The 20,446-nt window shown below is 63.3% G+C and carries 19 protein-coding genes and 1 pseudogene; 13 read left to right on the top strand and 7 right to left on the bottom strand.

The window, feature by feature from the left end:
* Positions 1 to 677 (top strand): alpha/beta-hydrolase family protein (locus ACXJ7R_RS06910; protein ID WP_457151163.1); only part of this gene is annotated, 677 nt, incomplete at its 5' end.
* A gap of 79 nt (positions 678 to 756) precedes the next feature.
* Here ACXJ7R_RS06910 and ACXJ7R_RS06905 read toward each other — a convergent pair.
* Both ACXJ7R_RS06905 and ACXJ7R_RS06900 read right to left on the bottom strand, forming a co-directional pair.
* Positions 757 to 1,062 (bottom strand): hypothetical protein, encoded by a 306-nt coding sequence (locus ACXJ7R_RS06905; protein ID WP_457151162.1) that lies wholly within the window; start codon positions 1,060 to 1,062, stop codon positions 757 to 759.
* Between the two features lie 73 nt (positions 1,063 to 1,135).
* Positions 1,136 to 1,361 (bottom strand): annotated as a pseudogene (locus ACXJ7R_RS06900) (GntP family permease); the annotation flags it as partial.
* Positions 1,362 to 1,452: 91 nt separating this feature from the next.
* Between ACXJ7R_RS06900 and ACXJ7R_RS06895 the strand changes: the two are divergent.
* A complete protein-coding gene (locus tag ACXJ7R_RS06895) occupies positions 1,453 to 2,658 on the top strand; it encodes a M14 family metallopeptidase (RefSeq protein ID WP_457151165.1) in 1,206 nt (401 codons plus the stop codon).
* Positions 2,659 to 2,748: 90 nt separating this feature from the next.
* Here the strand turns inward: ACXJ7R_RS06895 and ACXJ7R_RS06890 are convergent, their stop codons facing one another.
* The 3 genes from ACXJ7R_RS06890 to ACXJ7R_RS06880 form a co-directional block, all read right to left on the bottom strand.
* Positions 2,749 to 3,018: a hypothetical protein gene (locus ACXJ7R_RS06890; RefSeq protein WP_457151161.1), complete on the bottom strand. Its 270-nt coding sequence runs from the start codon at positions 3,016 to 3,018 to the stop codon at positions 2,749 to 2,751.
* Positions 3,019 to 3,660: 642 nt separating this feature from the next.
* The gene (locus ACXJ7R_RS06885; protein ID WP_457151160.1) at positions 3,661 to 4,719 is read right to left on the bottom strand and encodes an alpha-hydroxy acid oxidase; all 1,059 of its coding nucleotides are present in this window, start codon (positions 4,717 to 4,719) and stop codon (positions 3,661 to 3,663) included.
* 862 nt (positions 4,720 to 5,581) lie between these two features.
* Complete coding sequence (locus tag ACXJ7R_RS06880) at positions 5,582 to 6,484, bottom strand: GNAT family N-acetyltransferase (RefSeq protein ID WP_457151159.1); 903 nt, start codon at positions 6,482 to 6,484, stop codon at positions 5,582 to 5,584.
* 242 nt (positions 6,485 to 6,726) lie between these two features.
* On the opposite strand from ACXJ7R_RS06880, the gene argE reads away from it, so the two are divergent.
* From argE to ACXJ7R_RS06850, 6 genes are all read left to right on the top strand, one after another.
* Positions 6,727 to 7,854, top strand: coding sequence for an acetylornithine deacetylase (gene argE, locus ACXJ7R_RS06875; protein ID WP_457151158.1), 1,128 nt, complete (start codon positions 6,727 to 6,729; stop codon positions 7,852 to 7,854).
* 12 nt (positions 7,855 to 7,866) lie between these two features.
* A complete protein-coding gene (locus tag ACXJ7R_RS06870) occupies positions 7,867 to 8,790 on the top strand; it encodes a 2-hydroxyacid dehydrogenase (protein WP_457151157.1) in 924 nt (307 codons plus the stop codon).
* A gap of 23 nt (positions 8,791 to 8,813) precedes the next feature.
* On the top strand, positions 8,814 to 9,167 hold the full coding sequence (locus ACXJ7R_RS06865) for a cupin domain-containing protein (RefSeq protein WP_457151156.1): 354 nt from the start codon (positions 8,814 to 8,816) through the stop codon (positions 9,165 to 9,167).
* Positions 9,168 to 9,319: 152 nt separating this feature from the next.
* On the top strand, positions 9,320 to 10,783 hold the full coding sequence (locus ACXJ7R_RS06860) for an aldehyde dehydrogenase family protein (protein ID WP_457151155.1): 1,464 nt from the start codon (positions 9,320 to 9,322) through the stop codon (positions 10,781 to 10,783).
* 10 nt (positions 10,784 to 10,793) lie between these two features.
* A complete protein-coding gene (locus ACXJ7R_RS06855) occupies positions 10,794 to 11,837 on the top strand; it encodes a tartrate dehydrogenase (protein ID WP_457151154.1) in 1,044 nt (347 codons plus the stop codon).
* Between the two features lie 17 nt (positions 11,838 to 11,854).
* Positions 11,855 to 13,312, top strand: coding sequence for an NAD-dependent succinate-semialdehyde dehydrogenase (locus tag ACXJ7R_RS06850; RefSeq protein ID WP_457151153.1), 1,458 nt, complete (start codon positions 11,855 to 11,857; stop codon positions 13,310 to 13,312).
* Between the two features lie 53 nt (positions 13,313 to 13,365).
* Here the strand turns inward: ACXJ7R_RS06850 and ACXJ7R_RS06845 are convergent, their stop codons facing one another.
* Together ACXJ7R_RS06845 and ACXJ7R_RS06840 are read right to left on the bottom strand one after the other, a co-directional pair.
* A complete protein-coding gene (locus ACXJ7R_RS06845) occupies positions 13,366 to 14,640 on the bottom strand; it encodes an NAD(P)/FAD-dependent oxidoreductase (protein ID WP_457151152.1) in 1,275 nt (424 codons plus the stop codon).
* Positions 14,641 to 14,656: 16 nt separating this feature from the next.
* Complete coding sequence (locus ACXJ7R_RS06840) at positions 14,657 to 15,325, bottom strand: haloacid dehalogenase type II (protein ID WP_457151151.1); 669 nt, start codon at positions 15,323 to 15,325, stop codon at positions 14,657 to 14,659.
* Here ACXJ7R_RS06840 and ACXJ7R_RS06835 point away from each other — a divergent pair.
* From ACXJ7R_RS06835 to ACXJ7R_RS06815, 5 genes are all read left to right on the top strand, one after another.
* Positions 15,324 to 15,464 (top strand): hypothetical protein, encoded by a 141-nt coding sequence (locus tag ACXJ7R_RS06835; protein WP_457151150.1) that lies wholly within the window; start codon positions 15,324 to 15,326, stop codon positions 15,462 to 15,464. The two genes, ACXJ7R_RS06840 and ACXJ7R_RS06835, sit on opposite strands and share 2 nt — an antisense overlap.
* A gap of 181 nt (positions 15,465 to 15,645) precedes the next feature.
* Positions 15,646 to 16,485, top strand: coding sequence for a GNAT family N-acetyltransferase (locus ACXJ7R_RS06830; RefSeq protein ID WP_457151149.1), 840 nt, complete (start codon positions 15,646 to 15,648; stop codon positions 16,483 to 16,485).
* 14 nt (positions 16,486 to 16,499) lie between these two features.
* Positions 16,500 to 17,873, top strand: a complete 1,374-nt coding sequence (locus ACXJ7R_RS06825; RefSeq protein WP_457151148.1) for an aminotransferase class III-fold pyridoxal phosphate-dependent enzyme — start codon at positions 16,500 to 16,502, stop codon at positions 17,871 to 17,873.
* Positions 17,874 to 18,140: 267 nt separating this feature from the next.
* Positions 18,141 to 18,833 (top strand): HAD-IA family hydrolase, encoded by a 693-nt coding sequence (locus ACXJ7R_RS06820; RefSeq protein ID WP_457151164.1) that lies wholly within the window; start codon positions 18,141 to 18,143, stop codon positions 18,831 to 18,833.
* Positions 18,834 to 18,897: 64 nt separating this feature from the next.
* A partial coding sequence (locus tag ACXJ7R_RS06815; protein ID WP_457151147.1) for an ABC transporter substrate-binding protein occupies positions 18,898 to 20,446 on the top strand: 1,549 nt, incomplete at its 3' end.

The raw sequence follows: 20,446 nt of genomic DNA, 5'->3' as shown, positions 1-20,446 counted from the left end.
CGCTATCGCTGCTGCTCGAGCCGGAATACGGCTCGGAGGCTGCAAAGGCTTTGTTTGCCGCAGTCTATGGATACTGGACGACGCTCCCGCACGAGAGTCGGCCGAAACTCTATCTGCATGGCCTGAGCTTGGGAGCGATGAATTCCGAGAGATCGATGGAGCTTTTCGAGATGCTTGGTGACCCTGTCCAGGGGGCTCTGTGGAGCGGTCCGCCGTTCAAGAGCAGAATCTGGCGCAGCGTGACGGAGCATCGCAATGCCGGGTCACCGGCCTGGCTGCCGCAATTCCGAGACGGGTCCTTCGTCCGTTTCATGAACCAGAACGGCGACCCCGGTCCGAGGGACGCGCCCTGGGGTCCACTGCGCATCGTCTACCTCCAGTATGCGAGCGATCCACTGACGTTCTTCGCCTATAGCGATTTCTATCGCCGTCCGGACTGGATGAATGCGCCGCGCGGCCCGGACGTCTCGCCGGAGCTGCGGTGGTACCCGATCGTATCGATGCTGCAGCTCGCCCTCGACATGGCCGTGTCGACCAACTCGCCGATGGGCTACGGACATGTCTTTGCGCCCGAACACTACGTCAATGCGTGGCTCGCCGTGACTGACCCACAGGGGTGGTCGGCCGACCAGATAGCGCAACTGAAGCAACATCTTGCCGCGCGCGCCAGGATGTGATCGCTGCTTGCGACGGGCGCCTCATGCGATTGTTTCGCGGTTCGAACGGCCGGCCGCGGCAGCCGGACCCGCGACGAGGTCACCGCCTGATGCGGTGCATATCTACGACACGGCCATTGCGCGCGTTCAACCCGACTTCAAACAGACCGTTGGCGCGGCGCGCCCGATAGGTGAAAAGGCGCCCGCGGCAATCCACTCGCCGGACGTTCCAAAAACCACGGTTGCGCAGCAGCCTCTCGCCCTCTCGGCATGTGATCGCTCGGCCATTGTTGAGGCTGGTGCCGATGTTGATGTTGATCGTGACGGCATGGGCGGGCGCCGGCAGAGCCAGGGGCACGACAAGACTGAGAACGAGACCCAGGCAAGCAAACAAGGGACGAGGCATGGAACTCTCCGTGACGTTGCTTTGGTTTCCCTAGAATCAACTCCCCCGAAAAGCGTATTGTCAAGGGACTAACTTCGAGCGCGACGGTCAGGCCGCCCGAGGCCGAGCCTGTGAGCGCAGGCGAGGATGTTGGCCGCGATGGCCAGCGAGACCAAGGGCCGGCCCTTGATCCCAAGCACCCAATTGCACACGATCTCGAAAGCCGGGACCGCCGCAACCACCGCGCCGGAGCCGACAAGGCTGGCCACGCTGAAGATTGGCAGCACCGAAGCGTTGGCACCGGCCCGGACTACTCCTCTTCCTACCGCACAGAAATCATGCAAGCTTGCTTGTTGGGCGGCATACCAGTATTTTGAAGTCGCGGGGGATTTTCTGCAAAAAGGCCCCATCATGTCGGACAAATCTGTAAAGGGCATTGATCGCCGCGACCTTATAATGGCATCCATTGCAACGGTCGGCGCCGCGGCCGCCTTGGCGGCCAACGCCGGCGCCGCGAACGCCGAGGACTCGGCGACTTCCTCGTCCACTCCGGCAGCGGGTGCGCCATCGGCGACGATTTATGTCGGCGATGTGATCCAGGGGAAGAAAGTCGTCAGCACGCTCGACGTCAACGACCTGGAGCCCGGCAAGAAGCACCTTCTGTATTTCCAGGGCGTGGAGAGTCCCACTGGACAGCACTGGTATGTGTCCGTGGCCGTCGCCAAGGGGGCGAAGTCGGGCAAGCGCGGCATCCTGACCAGCGGGGTGCATGGCGACGAGATGAGTTCCATACATACGGTCCAGACCGTGATGAACCAGCTCGACCCCGCTGAGATGTCGGGCACGGTGATGGCGGTCACCGACATCTCCCGCCCGGCCCTGGAAAGCATGCAGCGCAGATGGCCCAACGCGGGCAGAGGCCTCGACCTGATCGACATGAACCGGGTGTGGCCCGGGAACGAGAACGACATCACCGCGGCCAGCCGACACGCCGGGCTGGTGTTCAACCGGCTGCTGCGGCCCAACGCCGACTTCGCGATCGACTTCCATACCGGAACGACCGGATTCGAGGTCACCGCATTCAATATTGCCGAGATGGACGTGCCCGAGATCAAGGCGATGGCGGAGCTCTATCCGATCGGCCAGATCTTCGACAATCCAACATATCCCAATGTCCTCCATAACGCGTTTAACGCCGCGGGCATCCCGTCCTTTTGCCCGGAGATCGGGGCTGCCCGCCACCTGGACCTCGAGATGATCGGGCTATTCGTGGAAGGCACGATGAACGTGCTCAAGCATCACGGCATCGTCGCCGGGCCGATGGGACGCACGGGCAAGGACGTGCACGTCTTTGTCGGCAACAGTGCGTTCCCGATCCTGGCAACCGAGGGCGGGTTGGTCGAGTATCTGGTCAAGCTCAACGACAAGGTCGAGGCCGGACAGAAGGTGGCCATCCAGCGCAATAGCTTCGGCGAAGTGGTTGCGGAGTACGCAAGCGGCGTGGCTGGAGAGATATCGGGCCTGCGCAGCGATGCAATGTCCGAGCCCGGCAATCCCTTGGCATTTATCCTTTTCAACAAGCCGGGGCCGGAGGACGTTGGGGGCTACCCCGAGTGAGTTCACCCATGCGAGCGAACCCTTCGGATCATCGCTTGAGAACGACCGCTGCGCGCAGTTGATCCTCAAACGAGCGTGCAGCGGCGATGTTCAGCGCTGTAAGTTTGAGATCCCGATCAACGGCACGATGTGCAGATCAAGGTGCGAGCTATAGCTGTCTACCGTGGTGCGCTTCCGACCGGCTGCCTCGACGCTGGCTATCCAGAACAAGGTGCGGATCGAGGAGATCACGCCGAAGGTGAAGAAGGGGCGCTGACCGTCAACAAATGCAGCACGCCCCGGCCATCTCCCTACATCGTGATCGAGACATACGACAACAGGTAAAGGATCGCCATGGTCGCCGTCGCGAGTATGACCCATAAGCCCAAGCTGCTCATGCTTCCTCACTTCCCCTAGGTGAGGATTGCGCCAGTCGAGCGCAAACGCAATCCGCCCTGGGTGCGTTGTCCACTCCTTTCTTTTGGAGCACTGGCTCTAACGGCGCTGTTCCGCCCAGCGGAGCACAAATTAGCTGGTGCTTTTCTGAAATGCCGGTGCTGCTGCCGAAGGGATAGCGAAACGCGGGGCCGCTTCCGACCCGCATTGCCAAGCGCGCCGAAGCTGGACCTAGACTAAGGGTTAGTTGCAATCCGCCGCGAGCATCCCGACCTTAGAAGGCGGACYTACCCGTCCGAGAGAATTTGCTGGAGCTTTGGGTAGAGATCATGAGAATCATAGCTCGCACCGCCACCGTGATTGCATCGATAGCTGTGGCTATCGTTCTGACCTTTATGGCAGCTAAAGGATTTGAGCTATCGACGCCAGATCCGATCGTGGCTCATACCTTCGAGAGGAACATCTGAGGGGCACGAGGCGCTATGCTAGGGCGCTCTCTGCGATGAACTCGACGCCGGCCGTTTCCAGAGCGTGCGGCGGGGTTGCTGGAACTGGCAGAGTGCTTCGTCAATCGTCTTTGAGACAGGACCACAGCCGCCATCAGAGCGCTAAGGAATAGGTCCGGCTTCACCAGATTACCGACCGGTCGATCTCGCCGATCCGCGCCCGGCCGGTAAGCGCCATTGCGACCTCGAAGTCCCGGCGAAGCAGGTTGACACAATGGGCTACGCCCTCGGCACCATCCGTTGCCAGTGCGTAGACATAGGGGCGGCCAATCATGACCGCGCTTGCCCCCAGGGCAATTGCCTTCAAAACGTCGGTGCCACGCCTCACGCCGCCGTCGAGGATGATGGGAATCCGCCCGGCCACCCGATCCGCGATGGCGGACAGGGCGTCGATGGTCGCCGGCAGGGTGTCGAGGTTGCGCGAACCGTGGTTCGAGACGACGATGGCATCGGCACCGGTTCCGATCGCCTGCTCGGCATCGTCAGGATCGAGGATGCCCTTCAGGATAAGCGGCAGGGTTGTCAGAGAACGCAGCCAGGCAATATCCGCCCAGGTCGGCATGGCGCGCCGCTGCGCAGTGCCAACTTTGAGGACGCCGGTGTTCCGGTCCTTGAAGTATGGCGTTGCGAGGCTGTCGGGAATTTTGAATCCTGCCCGGAACTGCCTGCGGCGATCGCCTGGTGTTGGCATGTCGACCGTCACACTGATCGCCTTTGCGCCCAGTGCGGCCATGCGCGATACGAGTTCGCCATTGAAACTGCTATCGCTTTGCCAATAGAGAAGGAACCAGACTGGAGACTGGGTCACCGCCATGCAATCCTCGATCGCCGCCGTCGCCGTCGTGCCCAGAGTGAACACCGCTTCCGCCACTCCGGCGCCGCGCGCCGCGGCCACCTCGCCTTCCGGATGCGCCAGCCGCTGATATGCTATTGGGGCTAGGATGATCGGATGCGGCAGACTTTGCCCGAAGAGCGTGATCCCGGTATCAAGTCTTGTCACATCGCGAAGCACGCGCGGCCTTAACTTGATGCGGTCGAATGCGGCTTCATTGTCACGCTTGGTGATTTCTTCGCCAGCACCGGCGGCAATGAACTCATAAACCGCGTGCGGCAATAGCTCCCGCGCCGCGGGTTCAAAATCCGCCAGGCAGAGAAACCGAGTTTCGATATCAAGTGGCATGGACCAATCCGATCAGTATCTCAAAAAAGTCGGCTGCTGACCCCACGCCGGCTCCCCAAAAGGGGGGTAGCGCTTGAGGATTTGGCGTCGCCGCGCCTTTTCCCACTGAAGCAGCAGCCATTCCGGCGCACGTCTCACCAATGATCTGATCAGCCTCATGGCTTGCTCAACCTCACCCCGGCGCCGCCGCCGTTTTTGGGGATGTCGCACGGACTTGCCGATAGTCGCAGGAAACCCTTGGAAATCAACGGTAGCCAGTTGCAACATAGGTGTGACATGAAGCGGGCAAGGACGCCCCTACCCCATGCGACAAACCACTGAATTTATTGGTACCGCTGGCTGGGATCAACATCTTCTACAAGATATTGTTTTTATTGTCTTTTTTCTGCCTCTGGTCTCGATTTGTATCACAATTAGGTGTCACAATAGGTAGCACTTTCACGGGGCGTTGGGCGAAGGAGCCGCACAGAGCAACATCCTCACGCACGTCGGCTCACCTTGATGTTCTGCTCCTTTGCCACCCAGGCTGATACTCTTTATCTCGAAAAGGTATTGGTGGGCCCGGAGGACGTATCAAGAACGTTGATTTTATTTAATTTTTCGTGGGCCAAAATCAGAAATCTTCCCGCATCGTTTCGTATGGTTCCGCGACGCTTCACTATCGAAACTCGGCTAATTCTATGACCCCTATTGATCCACGCCCCCTTAAGCAATTTGGAAGGCTGTAACACTTCCAGTTTGGCCTGCTGCGTTTGGTCCAGCATGGTTGCAAAAAAAGCCGTCTCGCCTCGATGTCGGTTCTCCCAGCTAGCCGCGATTGTGCCGGCGTGAACCGCCGCGCCGGCCCGCGCCCTGGACTAAACTACCCGAGAGTTTGACTGGCGAGGCCATAGGTCACCGGCGCAGATGCGCCGCCGACGGCAAAATCGGCGAGGCGTTTGCCCATCGACATGGTGAGAACCGTGTCGAAAACCGGCATTCCGCTGTGTGACAGAAAGGCGGCGAACTCGCCTTTGTCCATGTGGGTGTCTATGCGCAGGAAGGCCCCCGAATGGTCGGCCACGTGCGGCCGCACGATCGCCACGGCATCCGCGTCGCTTTCCGCCACAACCGGCCCCACGACATGGCCCCGCCCGAACGGCCGACAGAGCGCGAATGCGTTCAGCCTGCCATTCTTGAAAAGACCATAGCCGGCCGAGAGGGCGAAAAGCTGTTCGACGAGCGCCGTCCGCCTTACGCCAAATGCTGCCGCGTCGAGCGCGATCACGGCGGGAATATCCCTTGCGTCCAAAGTCCGGACATCGCCTCGAATATTTGCCGGCCAACCCGTCGTCGGCACGCGGGCGATGCCCTGGCATTGATAAACGGTCTTCTCCGGCTGGAAGTCGAGCGAGAGATAGAGCCGCCTTGCCGCGCGCGTTGCATTGAGGCGCAGATCACGGCCGACGACCTTGTCGAAGACCCGCTTCATCAGCCATTGCCCCGCCCCCAGGGTCTGGAGCCGCGGCGAGGTGATGACCATGCCCACGGTTGCGAAATCGGCACCATGCGCGAACCACATGGCCGAACCGAGAACCCGGCCGATCTCATCGAGCGCCACGAACCCTTCTCCCGACTCGCGCAGGAATTGCCAGTCCTCGGCGCGATGCGGCCATCCCACGGAGAGCGAGAGCGCGTGCAAGCGATCCAGTTCGACGCTTTCGATGTCGCCGACGCGCATCGAGAACGTATCGATTTTCAAGCTTCCGGACGGCTTCAAGTCCATGCCCCTGCAAGATTATCGTACCAGAGAGCGACGCACCGATGGCCACCCTCTGCCCCTACCAACGCTAAACAAGCAGACCGGTACGATTTGCTCGAAAGCCGCGCACCAACGCTAGATTCAACTGAAACATTTCCGCTTTCGGCACGCAATCGCGAAAGAACGCGCACATCCTCTCCGGAAATCTAGCAGCGTATGGTCGACGGTATCGATCCCGGTGGACCCGAAATGCTTTGAGGGCTGGAATGGACGTCTTCGACATCCTCGACCGTCTCGTCGCCTTTCCATCGGTCGCAGGCAAGCCGAACGGTGATATCGCCGGCTGGATAGAGGCCCATCTCGTAGAGCACGGGGCGCAGGTCACGGTGCTCCCGGGGCCAGAAGGCGACCGTTCCAATCTGTTCGCGACGATCGGCCCCGCCGATGTCCCTGGCTACATCCTGTCCGGCCACATGGACGTCGTTCCCGCCGGCGAGCCGCAATGGAGTTCGGCTCCTTTCGCGCTGCGCCGAGAGGGCACGCGACTCTACGGACGCGGCACAACTGACATGAAGGGGTTTCTGGCCGCGGCGCTCGCGGCCGTGCCTGCGCTGACGGGACTGGGCCTGGCCAGGCCAATTCATCTTGCCTTCTCCTATGACGAGGAGGTCGGATGCCGCGGCGTGCCGCATTTGATCGCCCGCCTCCCCGAACTTTGCGCGAAGCCGCTCGGTGTCATCGTCGGCGAGCCGAGCGGCATGCGCGCCGTGCGCGGGCACAAGGGCAAGGCGGCCGCCCGCGTGACGATCAACGGGCGCTCAGGCCATTCCTCGCGGCCCGATCTCGGCCTCAACGCCATCCACGCCATGGCCGGTGCGCTGAGCACGGCCGTGAGCGAAGCCGAGCGGCTGGCGAACGGTCCGTTCGACCCTGCCTTCGAGCCGCCCTACTCCTCGCTGCAAGCGGGCGTGGTGGCAGGCGGACAGTCGGTCAACATCATTCCCGGCACCTGCACGCTGGACCTTGAGGCGCGCGCCATTCCAGGCGTCGACCCGGCCAGCCTGCTCACGCCGGTCAAGGCGCGAGCCGAGGCCCTTGCGGCCGAAGATGGCTTTCGGGTCGAGTGGACGCCGATGAGCGCCTATCCGGCGCTGTCGCTGCCGCAGGACGCGGCACTGGCGGCACTGTTAGCCGAGCTGACCGGCGAAGCGCCGCTTGCCGCCGTCAGCTACGGCACGGAGGCCGGACTTTACCAGGCTGCCGGGGTCGATGCGATCATCTGCGGCCCCGGCGACATCGATCGCGCCCACAAGCCGGATGAGTACATTCTCACCAGCGAACTCGCCGCCTGCCAGCGATTGATCGAGGCGCTGGGCGCCCGCTGCGCGGCTTGAAGGGGAACCGGAATGACATTCCTGTTCAATTCCGATGCGCGGCGCGGAGCGATCTTCGCCGATGCCTTCGCCGAGGAACTGCCGGACGTCCCCTTCACTATGGATGCCGCAACAGTCGATCCTGACTCCGTACGCTATCTCATTACCTGGACCGCGCCAGAAGACCTCGCGCGCTACAGGAACCTGGAGATCCTGTTCTCCATTGGCGCCGGCGTAGACCAGTTCCGCCTCGATACCTTACCAGAACAGGTGAAGATCGTGCGCACGGTCGAGGAAGGCATCGTGCGCATGATGCAGGAGTATGTAACGCTGGCCGTGCTCGCCCTGCATCGCAACCTGCCCGCCTATCTGGCACAGCAACGCGCCGGCGAATGGCGTGACATCCCACAGCTGCAGGCTGGGTCGCGCCGGATCGGCGTGCTCGGCCTCGGGCAACTCGGTCAGGCCGTCCTCGACCGGCTGAAGCCCTTCGGTTTCCCGCTCGCCGGCTGGAGCCGCTCGCCACGGCAGATTGACGGCGTGACCTGTCACCACGGCGAGCTCGGGTTGGAGCGAACGCTGGCGTCCAGCGACATTCTGGTCTGTCTGCTGCCGCTGACCGAAGACACGCGCGGTTTTCTCGATGCCGACCTGTTCGCGAAACTGCCCAAGGGCGCCGCGCTCGTCCACGCGGGCCGAGGGCCACAGCTTGATCATGAAGCGCTTCTCGTCGCGCTGAACAGCGGCCACCTTGCGGCGGCGATGATCGACGTCACCGATCCCGAACCGCTGCCCGCAGGCCATCCGTTCTGGTCGCATCCGAAGATCATCCTGACCCCGCATGTCGCCAGCGTCACCCAGCCCGCAACTGCAGCGCGGGCCGTCATCGAAAACATCCGACGCCACCGCGCCGGGCTCGACCCCATCGGGCTCATCGACCGGTCGCGCGGCTATTGAAATCCAACCTGAAAGGCCATCACTTGTCCCTGCTCAAGACCGTCGACACCGCCCCATCTTTCCCGCCACGCCAGTCCAGGGCGTTGCCCGAACGGCTGATAGCCGGCGACCCCGCCTTCAAGACGTGGGCGCAGGACGCCGCCAAGGACGATCTCGTCCATACCGGCGTCTGGGAAGCGACGCCGGGAGAGACGCGCTCGATCAAGGGCGAGACTTTCGAATTCTGCCACATCCTTTCCGGCGTGATCGAGATCACGCCCGACGCCGGCGAGACGGTGACCTACCGCGCCGGCGACAGCTTCGTGATGAAGCCCGGCTTCACCGGCGTCTGGAAGACCATCGAAACGGTGCGCAAGATCTACGTCACGGTAGGATAATGGGGTTCGCACGTGAGGCCCTGGCCTCCGCAACAGATTTTGCCGTCCCTCATCGCCAGCACGCAACAATCATCCGCGACCGATCTTCGAACGGTGCATGCTGCGCTGTTGCACGGGCTAGGCTCCTCCAGAACAGCTGAGAGTGGGCGCCCATGGGCCTGAGCTTCGACCCGGATACCGTCTCCCTTCCCGTCGGCCATTTTATCGGCGGGGAGCTGATTGCGGCCGAGGGTGCGATCGAGATGCGCCGCCCGTCGGATGGCAAGGCATACGCCGTCAGCCCCGTGGCCGGCGTCGAAATGGTCGACCGGGCGGTAGCGGGCGCCAAGGCGGCGCTGAAGACCAGCAACTGGGGCGGAGTTCGGCCGCGCGAGCGCACCAGGGCGCTCCAGGCCTGGGCCGACCTGATCGAGGCGGAAGCCGAAACGCTGGCAAAAATCGAGGCGCTGTGCTCGACGCGGCCCGTCGGCCAGCTCGTCGCCGGCGACATTGCCATAACCGCCGAGCAGATCCGCTTCTTTGCCGAATTCGCCGACAAGGAAGGCAGCGAGCTGGTGCCGACCGACGAAGCCAGTCTCGGCATGATCATGAGCGAGCCCTATGGCGTGGTCGGCGCGATCACGCCGTGGAACTTCCCCATCTCGATGGCTGGCTGGAAGCTTGGTCCGGCACTGGCCGCGGGCAATGCGGTCGTGCTGAAGCCGTCGGAAATGACGCCCTTTTCCGCAGTCTACATGGCACAACTCGCCGTGAGGGCAGGCTTACCGGCAGGGCTCATAAACGTAGTCCTGGGAGACGGCCTGACGACTGGAACGGCGCTGACCGGCCATCCCGAGATCGCCAAGGTCAGCTTCACCGGCTCGACCCGCGCCGGTTCGGCCATCATGGAAAACGTCGCTCGCACCGGCGTCAAGCCGATGACGCTGGAACTCGGCGGCAAGAGCCCGCAGATCGTCTTTGCCGATGCCGATCTGGAGAAGGCAGCGACGGCGATCGCCGGCAGCGTCACCTTCAATGCCGGCCAGGCCTGTGTGGCCGGCACGCGCCTGATCGTCGAGAAGAGCTTGGCCGACAGGCTGACGGCCACGATCCTGGAGAAGATGAAGGCGGTGCGGCCCGGCCCGACCTGGGACGAGGCGACGCAGTATTCGCCTGTTATCTCGGAACGGCAGCGGGCGCGTATCGACGGCATCGTGCGGGCCGCGGTCGAAGCCGGCGGCCAATGCCTGACCGGCGGCGCCGCGATGGACAGCCTCGGCTATTTCTACGAGCCGACGCTGATCACAGATGTCGACCAGGCCAATCCAGCGATCGTCGAGGAGATCTTCGGTCCGGTCCTGACCGTCCAGACCTTCGAGACCGAGGACGAGGCGCTGGCACTGTCCTGCCATCCGACCTACGGGCTCGCCTCCGGCCTCTTCACCTCCGACCTGTCCCGTACCATCCGCTTCGCGCGCAAGCTCGAAGCGGGCACCGTCTGGGTCAACCGCTACAGCCGCTCGCGCGACCATATCCTGCCAACCGGGGGCTACAAGCGGTCCGGCATCGGCAAGGATCTTGGCCGTGAGGCCTATCTCGCCAACCGCAGGACCAAGAGTGTCCTGATCAGCCTTTGAAGTGATGCCGATGACGACCTACTCGATCGCCCTGATCCCTGGTGACGGCATCGGCCGCGATGTGACCGCCGCCGCTTGGACAGTGCTGAAAACCGTTGCCAAAAACTTCGGCTTTGCCCTGACGGGCACCGTGTTCCCCTGGTCCTGCCGCTTCTTCAAGGAGACCGGCCGCATGATGCCCGAGGATGCCATCGACACCTTGCGCGGCTTCGACGCCATCCTTCTCGGCGCGGTCGGCTGGCCGGCGGAGGTGCCGGATTCCGTTTCGCTGCACGGCCTGCTGCTGCCGATCCGCAAGGCATTCGTGCAGTACGCCAACATCCGGCCGCACCGCCTGCTGCCGGGCGTGACAGGGCCGCTGCGGGCGGAAAACTTCGACATATTGTGCATCCGTGAGAACACCGAAGGCGAATATTCGGGCGCCGGCGGGCGCGTGCATCAAGGCACGCTGGACGAGGTCGCCGTGGAGACCTCGATCTTCACCCGTGCCGGCGTCGAGCGCATCCTGCGCTTCGGCTTCGAGCAGGCGCGGGCGCGGCGCGGCAAGCTCGCCTCCGTCACCAAATCCAACGCGCAGAAATATTCGATGGTGTTCTGGGACGAGATTACCCGCAAGCTGGCCGCGGAGTACTCCGACGTCGAAGTGACCAGCTATCATGTCGACGCGCTCGCCGCGCGCATGATCATGGCGCCGGAGAGCCTTGACGTCGTCGTCGCCTCCAACCTGTTCGGCGATATCCTCACCGACATCGGCGCGGCAATCCAGGGCGGGCTCGGCTACGCGGCCTCCGCCAACATCAATCCCGACCGCTCGGCGCCGTCCATGTTCGAGCCGGTGCACGGTTCGGCACCCGACATCGCACATCTCGGCATCGCCAATCCGATCGCCACCATCTGGTCCGGCGCAATGATGCTCGATCATCTCGGCGAAAAAGCCGCGGCCGACCGCGTCATGAAGGCAGTCGAGGCGACGACCGCGCGAGGCGTTGGAACAACTGCCGGCAAGGACACCACGGAAACCATCACGGCCGCCATCGTCGCGGCGCTCACCTGATTGCAAGGTCGTTTTCGATGAAAAACCTGAAAGACAAAAGTCTCTTCCGAGAAGCCGGCCTGATCGGCGGTAAGTGGGTCGCTGCAGGCTCCGGGAGGACGGTCGACGTCGTCGACCCGGCAACGCAGGCAGCGATCGGCACGGTGCCCGACATGGCCGGTCCGGAGACCCGCGCGGCCATAGAGGCCGCCGCTTCCGCCTACGCGGATTGGAAGAAGAAGACCAACGCCGAGCGCGCTTCCCTGCTGGAAGCCTGGCATGGCCTGATGCTCGCGCATCTGGACGATCTCGCGCTGATCCTGACGACCGAACAGGGCAAGCCGCTGGACGAGGCCAAGGGCGAGATCCGTTACGGCGCGTCCTTCGTCAAATGGTTCGCGGAGGAAGCCCGCCGCATCAACGGCCACACCATCCCCTCGCCGACGCCAGACAGGCGCATCATCGTGCTGAAGGAACCGGTCGGTGTGTGCGGCATCATCACGCCGTGGAACTTCCCCAACGCGATGATCACCCGCAAGGTCGCGCCGGCGCTGGCCGCCGGCTGCACGGTGGTCATCAAGCCATCCGAGTTCACCCCCTATTCGGCGCTGGCGCTCGGCGTGCTTGCCGAGCGCGCGGGCATCCCCGCCGGCGTCATCAACATCGTCACCGGCATGCCGGCCGAAATCGGCAACGAGATCATGGCGAACGAGACCGTTCGCAAGATCTCCTTCACCGGCTCGACTCGGGTCGGTTCGCTGCTGATGCGTGGCGCGGCGGACAGCGTTAAGCGGCTCAGTCTCGAACTCGGCGGCAACGCGCCTCTCATCGTCTTCGACGACGCCGATCTCGATCTCGCCGTCGAGGGCGCGCTTGTCTCGAAGTTCCGCAACGGCGGCCAGACCTGCGTCTGCGCCAACCGCATTCTCGTCCAGGCCACTGTCTACGAAACCTTCGCCGCGAAGCTTTCCGCCCGCGTCAACGCCATGACGGTGGGGCCCGGCACGCAGCCTGGCGTCACCATCGGGCCGATGATCAACATGGCGGCGGTCGAGAAGATCAACCGCCATGTCGACGACGCGATCGCCAAAGGTGCTGTGATCATCAGCGAGAAGCCGGCGCTGCCGGAGGGCCCTCAATATGTCGCGCCGCTGGTGCTGACCGGCGCCACGAAAGACATGCAGCTCGCCGGCGAGGAAACGTTCGGCCCGGTCGCGCCGCTTTTCCGGTTCGAGACGGAAGAGGAAGCGATCGCGCTCGCCAACGGCACGCCCTACGGGCTTGCTTCCTACTTTTACACAGAAAACCTGAAACGCGCCTGGCGCGTCGGCGAGGCATTGGAGTTCGGCATGGTGGGACTCAACACCGGCACGGTCTCGATGGAGGTGGCCCCCTTCGGCGGCGTCAAGCAGTCCGGCCTCGGGCGTGAAGGCGCGCAGGCCGGTATCGAGGAATATCTCGAGATGAAGAGTTTTCACATCGGCGGGCTGAGCTGAGCTGCAGCCACGAGGCGGTGCGGACCTTCCGCGACCGCCCTCTGCTGGAACCTCTACTGGATCTTGTCTAGCATCTTGTAATAGAGCCCGACCATCGGCAGGAACCAGGGCTTGCCAGAATAGCCGGGGATGGACGGCCACTCGAGCCCCTTCATCGGATTGCGGTCCTCGCGGCCGAGCATGGCATCGGCCAGGATCATGCCGAGATGGGTGGAAAGCTGCGCGCCGTGGCCCGAATAGCCCATCGCGTACCAGACACCGTCATGGTAGCCGGCCCGCGGAAAACGGTCCTTGGTCATGTCGACCAGCCCGCCCCAGCAATAGTCGATCTCGACCTTGGCCAGTTGCGGGAAGATCGCCGCAAGGCCTGCCTGCAATATCTGTCCGCTCCTGGCATCGGAGCGCTGGTCCGATGTCGCCGAGAAGCGTGCGCGACCGCCGAAGATCAGGCGCCTGTCCGGCGAAAGCCGGAAGTAGTTGCCTATGTTCATCGATGTCACGCATGTCCGGTTGCCGGGCATGGTCGCAGCGATCTCGTCGTCGCTCAACGGCCTTGTAGCGATGATGAAGCTGCCGACGGAGATGATCCTGCGGCGGAAATAGCCGAAATTCGGCGTCGTGTAAGCGCCGGTCGCCACCAGCACATTGTCGGCGCTGATCCGCCCGCGGGAGGTTGTCAGCTCATGCCTGTTGCCGGCCTGCTTGCGGTCGGTCACCGCCGCGTTCTCGTGGATCACCGCGCCGTGGCGGGCGGCGGCCGTGGCCAAGCCTGCCACATAGCGGCCCATATGCATCATGGCGCTCTTCTTCGACAGCATCGCGCCGTAGAAGGGCGAGCCAATCTCGGACTTGAGATCTGCCGCCGACAGCAGCTCCGTATCCGGATCGACTTCGGCATGGAGAGCTTCGAAGTTGCGGGCGATCGCTTCGAAATGCAGCGGCTTGGAGGCGAGCTTCAGTTTGCCAGCACGGCGGAAATTGCAGTCGATGCCCTCTTCGGCGACCAGCGCCTCAATGGTATCGACAGAGTCGTCGAGCGCCCGGTAGAGCGCGATTGCGCGTTCCTTGCCGAGCTCCGCCTTGGCCGAGAGATAGCTGTGGGCGAGGCCGTTGTTCAAGTGCCCGCCATTGCGACCGGATGCGCCCCAGCCGACCCGTTCTGCCTCCAGCACGGCCACCTTGGCGCCGGCCTTCGCCAGTTGGCGCGCCGCGGCGAGACCGGTGAAGCCGCCGCCGATGATGGCGGCATCGTAGTGCCCCTCGACCGGGCCCTGCGCCCCGCCGGAAAAGACAGGGGCCGTGTCGTGCCAGTAGGAGACGAACTTCATCGGCAACCCGCCTGTTTCAGAGACCGACCACGCCTGGAAGACCCGAAATGTCTGATATCTCGACATAGCCATAGTACGGGTTGGCTGGCTCGTGGCCCCGGTTGACCCAGACCTTGTTCTTTATGCCGAGATCGTGGGCCGACATCAGGTCGTAGCGGAACGAAGACGAGCAGTGAAGGATGTCCTCCGTGCCGCAGCCCAGCATGTCGAGCATGTATTCGAAGGCTTGGAAGCGAGGCTTGTAGGCCTGCGCCTGCTCGGCCGTGTAGACGGCGTGAAACGGCGCGCCTAGCTTTTCGACATTGGACATGATCTGCGCGTTCATGGCGTTGGACAGGATGACCAGCGGAATCGCCTTGGCCACCTTCGCCAGGCCGGCCGGGACGTCCGCGTGCGGTCCCCAGGTCGGGACACGCTCATAGACCATCCTGGCGTCGTCGGCGCTGAAGGCGACGCCATTGCGCTTGCAGGAGCGCTCGAGCGCGTTGTGAACGACGTCGGCATAGGGCTTCCAGTCGCCCATGATCTCGTCGAGCCGATACGCCGCGAAGTTCTTGATGAACTCCTGCATGCGCGGTTCGTCGAGCCGGCTGCCGTAGAGGTCTCGCGCCGCTTCCGCCATCTGGAAATCGGTCAACGTGCCGTAGCAGTCGAAGGTGATGTATTTGGGCCTGAAGGAAGCCATGTCCGTCGATCTCCGGTGGAAGCACATCCGCGCTGGGATGTATTTCATCATAGGACGGCTGGTGGCGACCCACCTGACCGAAATCGCCCTCCCGAAAGCAGAAAGTTCCGTATCCACCATCCGGTTTGGCACGCTGTAGCATTTGCCGTGCCGAAGCGGCGCCGTGCGAGATGTGAAGCAAGTCCGCCGTGGAGGGTGCCAGCACAAGATGCGGCGCACGCCTCGCGCTACGGCGAAAGATACTGTCGAAGCCAAAGCCTTCAGATGATCTGCGGCGCGCCGATGACCGAGACTTGGGCAGCAGACGATAGGGATGCCTCATGCCGCAGGGCGAGATCGAAATCCAGGACTTCGGGCCGGACCATATCGAGGGAGCGGTGGCGCTTTCTCGCCAGGAGAAGTGGCCGCATCGCCCCCAGGACTGGCAGATGGCGCTGCAGCTCTCAAGCGGCGCGGTCGCGCTCGACGACGAGGGCCGTGTCACCGGAACCATCCTGGTAACGCCCTACGGCGCGGATTGCGCCATGATCAACATGGTGATCGTCGACAGGAACGTGCGTGGCAAGGGGCTCGGGCGCCGGCTTATGGATCAGGCTCTCGCCCTCGCCGGCGACCGTCCGCTGCGGCTCGTCGCGACGACTGACGGCATGCCTCTCTATCAGAAACTGGGCTTTGTGCCCTCCGGCACGATCCTGCAGCATCAGGGCACGGTTGCACAGCTCGGCGCGCCCGAGGACGTGGAAGCCGCACGCATGGACGATCTGTCGGACATCAAGGCGATGGACCGCGACGCCTATGGCGCCGACCGCGAAGCCCTGATCGATGCGCTGGCCGAGCACGGCCAACTCGCGGTTATCCGCCGCAACGGCGCCATCGACGCCTATGCCGCGATCCGCCCGTTTGGACGCGGCGAGGTGATTGGTCCGGTCATCGCGGGAAGTCCCGCGGACGCCAGGGCCCTGATCAGCTTCTTCGCCGCGCCGCGCCCCGGCGCCTTTCTGCGTGTGGATACCGACAGCCGGACCGGCATTGCCGGCTGGCTCGAAGACATCGGCCTCGCCCATGCCGGCGGCGGCGTCGCCATGGACCGTCCGCCCAAGACGGGCGCGGAACAGGCCAGGCCAAAAGTTTACGCCCTCGCCAATCAGGCGCTCGGCTAGCGCGGAGGAAAACAATGCTCGCCAATTCCCTGATCGAACTCGACCGCGCCCATCTCATCCATCCGGTCTCCTCATACCGTGGCCATGAGGCCCTCGGCGTGCGCGTGCTGAAATCGGCGAAGGGGGCGACCGTGACCGATGCATCCGGCCGGCAACTTGTCGACGGTTTCGCCGGACTGTGGTGCGTCAATGCCGGCTACGGCCACGACAGCATCGTCGAGGCGGCGGCAAGGCAGATGCGCGAGCTTCCCTACGCCACCGCCTATTTCGACCTCGGTTCGGAGCCGGCCATCCGGCTCGCCTCGGAACTGGCCGAACGCGCGCCCGGGGATCTCAATCACGTCTATTTCACGCTCGGCGGGTCTGACGCGGTCGACAGCACGATCCGTTTCGTTCGCTATTATTGGAATGCCAGGGGCGAGCCGAAACGCGACCAGTTTATTTCCATCGAGCAAGGCTATCACGGATCGTCGGTGGTCGGCGCGGGCCTGACCGCCCTGCCCGCCTTTCACGCCGGTTTCGGCATTCCCTTCGAATGGCAACACAAGATCCCCTCGCCCTACCCCTATCGCAACCCGGTAGGCGAGGACGCGAACGCGATCATCGCCGCATCGCTCGCCGCGCTGAAGGCCAAGATCGAGGAGCTCGGACCGGAGCGGGTCGCTGCCTTCTATGCCGAGCCGATCCAGGGGTCGGGTGGTGTGATCGTCCCGCCGAAGGGCTGGATCAAGGCGATGCGCGAACTCTGCCGGGAGTACGGCATCCTGTTCATCGCCGACGAGGTGATCACCGGCTTCGGCCGCACGGGCCCTCTCTTCGCCTGCACGGACGAGGACATCGTTCCCGACTTGATGACGACCGCGAAGGGGCTGACCTCGGGCTATGTTCCGATGGGCGCAGTGTTCATGGCCGATCATGTCTACAACGTCATCGCCGATGGCGCGGGCGCTTCTGCGGTCGGCCACGGCTATACCTATTCCGCCCATCCCGTCAGCGCCGCCGTCGCGCTCGAGGTGTTGAAGCTCTACGAAGACGGCCTGCTGGAGAACGGCATCAAGGCCGGCGCTCGCCTGATGGCGGGGCTGGAGGGCCTGAGAGACCACCCGCTGGTGGGCGACGTGCGTGGTCGCGGCATGCTTGCCGCGATCGAACTGGTGGTCGACAAAAGGAGGAAGACACCGCTTCCCGCATCGGCCATGCCGGCGCGGCGCGTCTTCGACAGGGCGTGGGACAACGGTCTCATCATCCGTGCCTTTGCGAATGGGGTTATCGGCTACGCTCCCCCGCTCTGCTGCACCGACGACGACATCGATGCTATCGTCGAGCGCACGCGCCGGACGCTCGACCAAACATTGGACGATGCTGATGTCCGCCAGGCCCTGGCATGACGGGCGACGAATACCGCGTATTTCGAAATAGCGCCGGGGCAGACGATTTCGCAATTTTGTGCCGCTCCCTCACGCCTTTTCGGCGAATCCAGCGCGGGGGAAGTGCCAGACTGTCCTTAAGACAAGGCCAGAAGGCCCGAATTTCCGAGCTTTTGAAAAGGCCGACGCCCCGGACAGCACGGAATTTTGTTCTGTTCAACACCATTCAATTCGGCCGCGCGCAGAGGAGAGCCAGTCTTGGCCAGGGGCTTTAGCGAATTCAAATACATGACCTTCGACGTCGTCGGCACGCTGATCGACTTCGAAGRCGGCATTACCACCTGCCTGGCCGGGATTGCCGGTGACGCTGGCGTTTCCATCAATGGCGAAGCCGCGCTGGCCCTGTACCGGCAGGCCCGCTACATGCCCGATGCAGGGCTGTTCCCTGACGATCTCGTGCGTGTCTACAGGGTCATCGCGCCGCGGCTCGGCCTGCCGGCCGAGGAGAAATACGGCGTCCGCCTGCAGGACTCCGCCAGCACCTGGCAAGGCTTTCCCGACAGCGCGGCGGCATTGGCCGAGCTTGCGAAGTCACACAAGCTGATTGCCATGACCAATGCCCGGCGCTGGGCACTCAATCATTTCGAGAAGCAGTTGGGATCGCCCTTCTTCGCCACCTTTACCGCCGACGATACCGGAACGGAGAAACCGGATCCGGCGTTCTTCCAGAAGGTCTTTGATTTCGTCGCCTCCCGGGGTGACCGCAAGGACGACATCCTGCACGTCGCGCAGAGCCAGTATCACGACATCGGCATTTCCCGGACACTTGGCCTGACCAACTGCTGGATCGAACGCCGGCACGCCCAGAAGGGCTATGGCGGCACGATCGAGCCGGAGCGCTTCACCGCCCCGGACTACCACTTCACCTCAATGGCCGCATTGGCGTCGGCCGTGCGGGAAAGCCTGAAGGAACGAACCTGAGCCCAAGCCCGGAAAGCCGCAACAAGACGAGCATCCCGACCAAACAAACAGAAAGGGGAATAACATGACCGACAAGATCACGAACTGGACCAGCGCAGACGATGCCATGGTCGAAAACGCCATTCGGCGGGGCGCGAACCGCCGCGAACTTCTCAAGATGCTGTTGGCCGGCGGCGCCGCGGTTGCCGCGGGCAGCCTGGTGCTCGGCCGCGCCACCAATGCCGTCGCCGCTGAGCCGGTTTCCGGCGGAAACTTCAAAGCCGCCGGCTGGTCGTCATCGACCGCCGACACGCTTGATCCTGCAAAGGCGTCGCTCTCCACCGACTATGTCCGCTGCTGCTCGCTCTACAACCGCCTGACTTTCCTCGACAAGGATGGCGTCACGCAGATGGAGCTGGCCGAGAGCTTCGACAGCAAGGACGCCAAGACCTGGACGGTGAAGCTGCGCAAGGGCGTCACCTTCCACGACGGCAAGGACCTTACCGCCGACGACGTCGTCTACTCGCTGAAGCGCCATCTCGACAAAGCGGTCGGCTCCAAGGTCGCCAAGATCGCCGCGCAGATGAGCGGCTTCAAGGCGGTAGACAAGTCGACCGTCGAAATCACGCTCGCCGACCCGAATGCCGACCTCCCGACCATCCTGGCGCTGCATCACTTCATGATCGTCCAGGACGGCACCACCGACTTCTCCAAGGGCAATGGCACCGGCGCCTTCGTGCTCCAGGCTTTCGAACCGGGCGTGCGGTCGGTGGTCACCAAGAACAAGAACTACTGGAAGTCGGGCAAGCCCTATCTCGACTCTTTCGAATTCATCGCCATCAGCGACGACAGTGCCCGCGTCAACGCCCTGCTTTCCGGCGACATCAATTTTGCGGCTTCGATCAATCCGCGCGCGATGAAGCTCATCGGCGGCCAGCACGGCTTCGAGCTGTCGAAGACGACCTCGGGTAACTATACCGACCTCAACATCCGCCTCGACATGGATCCGGGCAGCAAGGCCGATTTCGTGGCCGGCATGAAGTATCTCGTCAACCGCGAGCAGATCGTCAAATCGGCGTTGCGCGGCCTTGGCGAAATCGGCAACGACCAGCCTGTCTCGCCGGCAAACATCTTCCACAATCCCGACATCAAGCCGAAGGCTTTCGACCCGGACAAGGCGAAGTTCCACTTCCAGAAGGCAGGCCTGCTCGGCCAGTCCATCCCGGTGATCGCTTCCGACGCCGCGACCTCGTCGATCGACATGGCGGTGATCATCCAGGCCGCCGGCGCGGATATCGGCATGAAACTCGACGTCCAGCGCGTCCCGGCCGACGGCTATTGGGACAATTACTGGCTCAAGGCGCCGATCCATTTCGGCAACATCAATCCGCGCCCGACGCCGGACATCCTGTTCTCGCTCCTCTACGCTTCCAACGCGCCCTGGAACGAAAGCCAGTACAAGTCCGAGAAGTTCGACAAGATGCTCATCGAGGCGCGCGGCTCGCTCGACCAGGCCAAGCGCAAGGAGATCTACGGCCAGATGCAGGCTATGGTCTCCGAGGAGGCCGGCACCATCATCCCGGCCTACATTTCCAACGTGGATGCCCTCTCCAGTAAGGTGAAGGGTTTGGAGG

The sequence above is a fragment of the Mesorhizobium sp. P5_C1 genome, from assembly GCF_054049815.1.
Note: the sequence above shows the minus strand (reverse complement) of the source record. Positions and strands in the feature narration are given on the sequence as shown.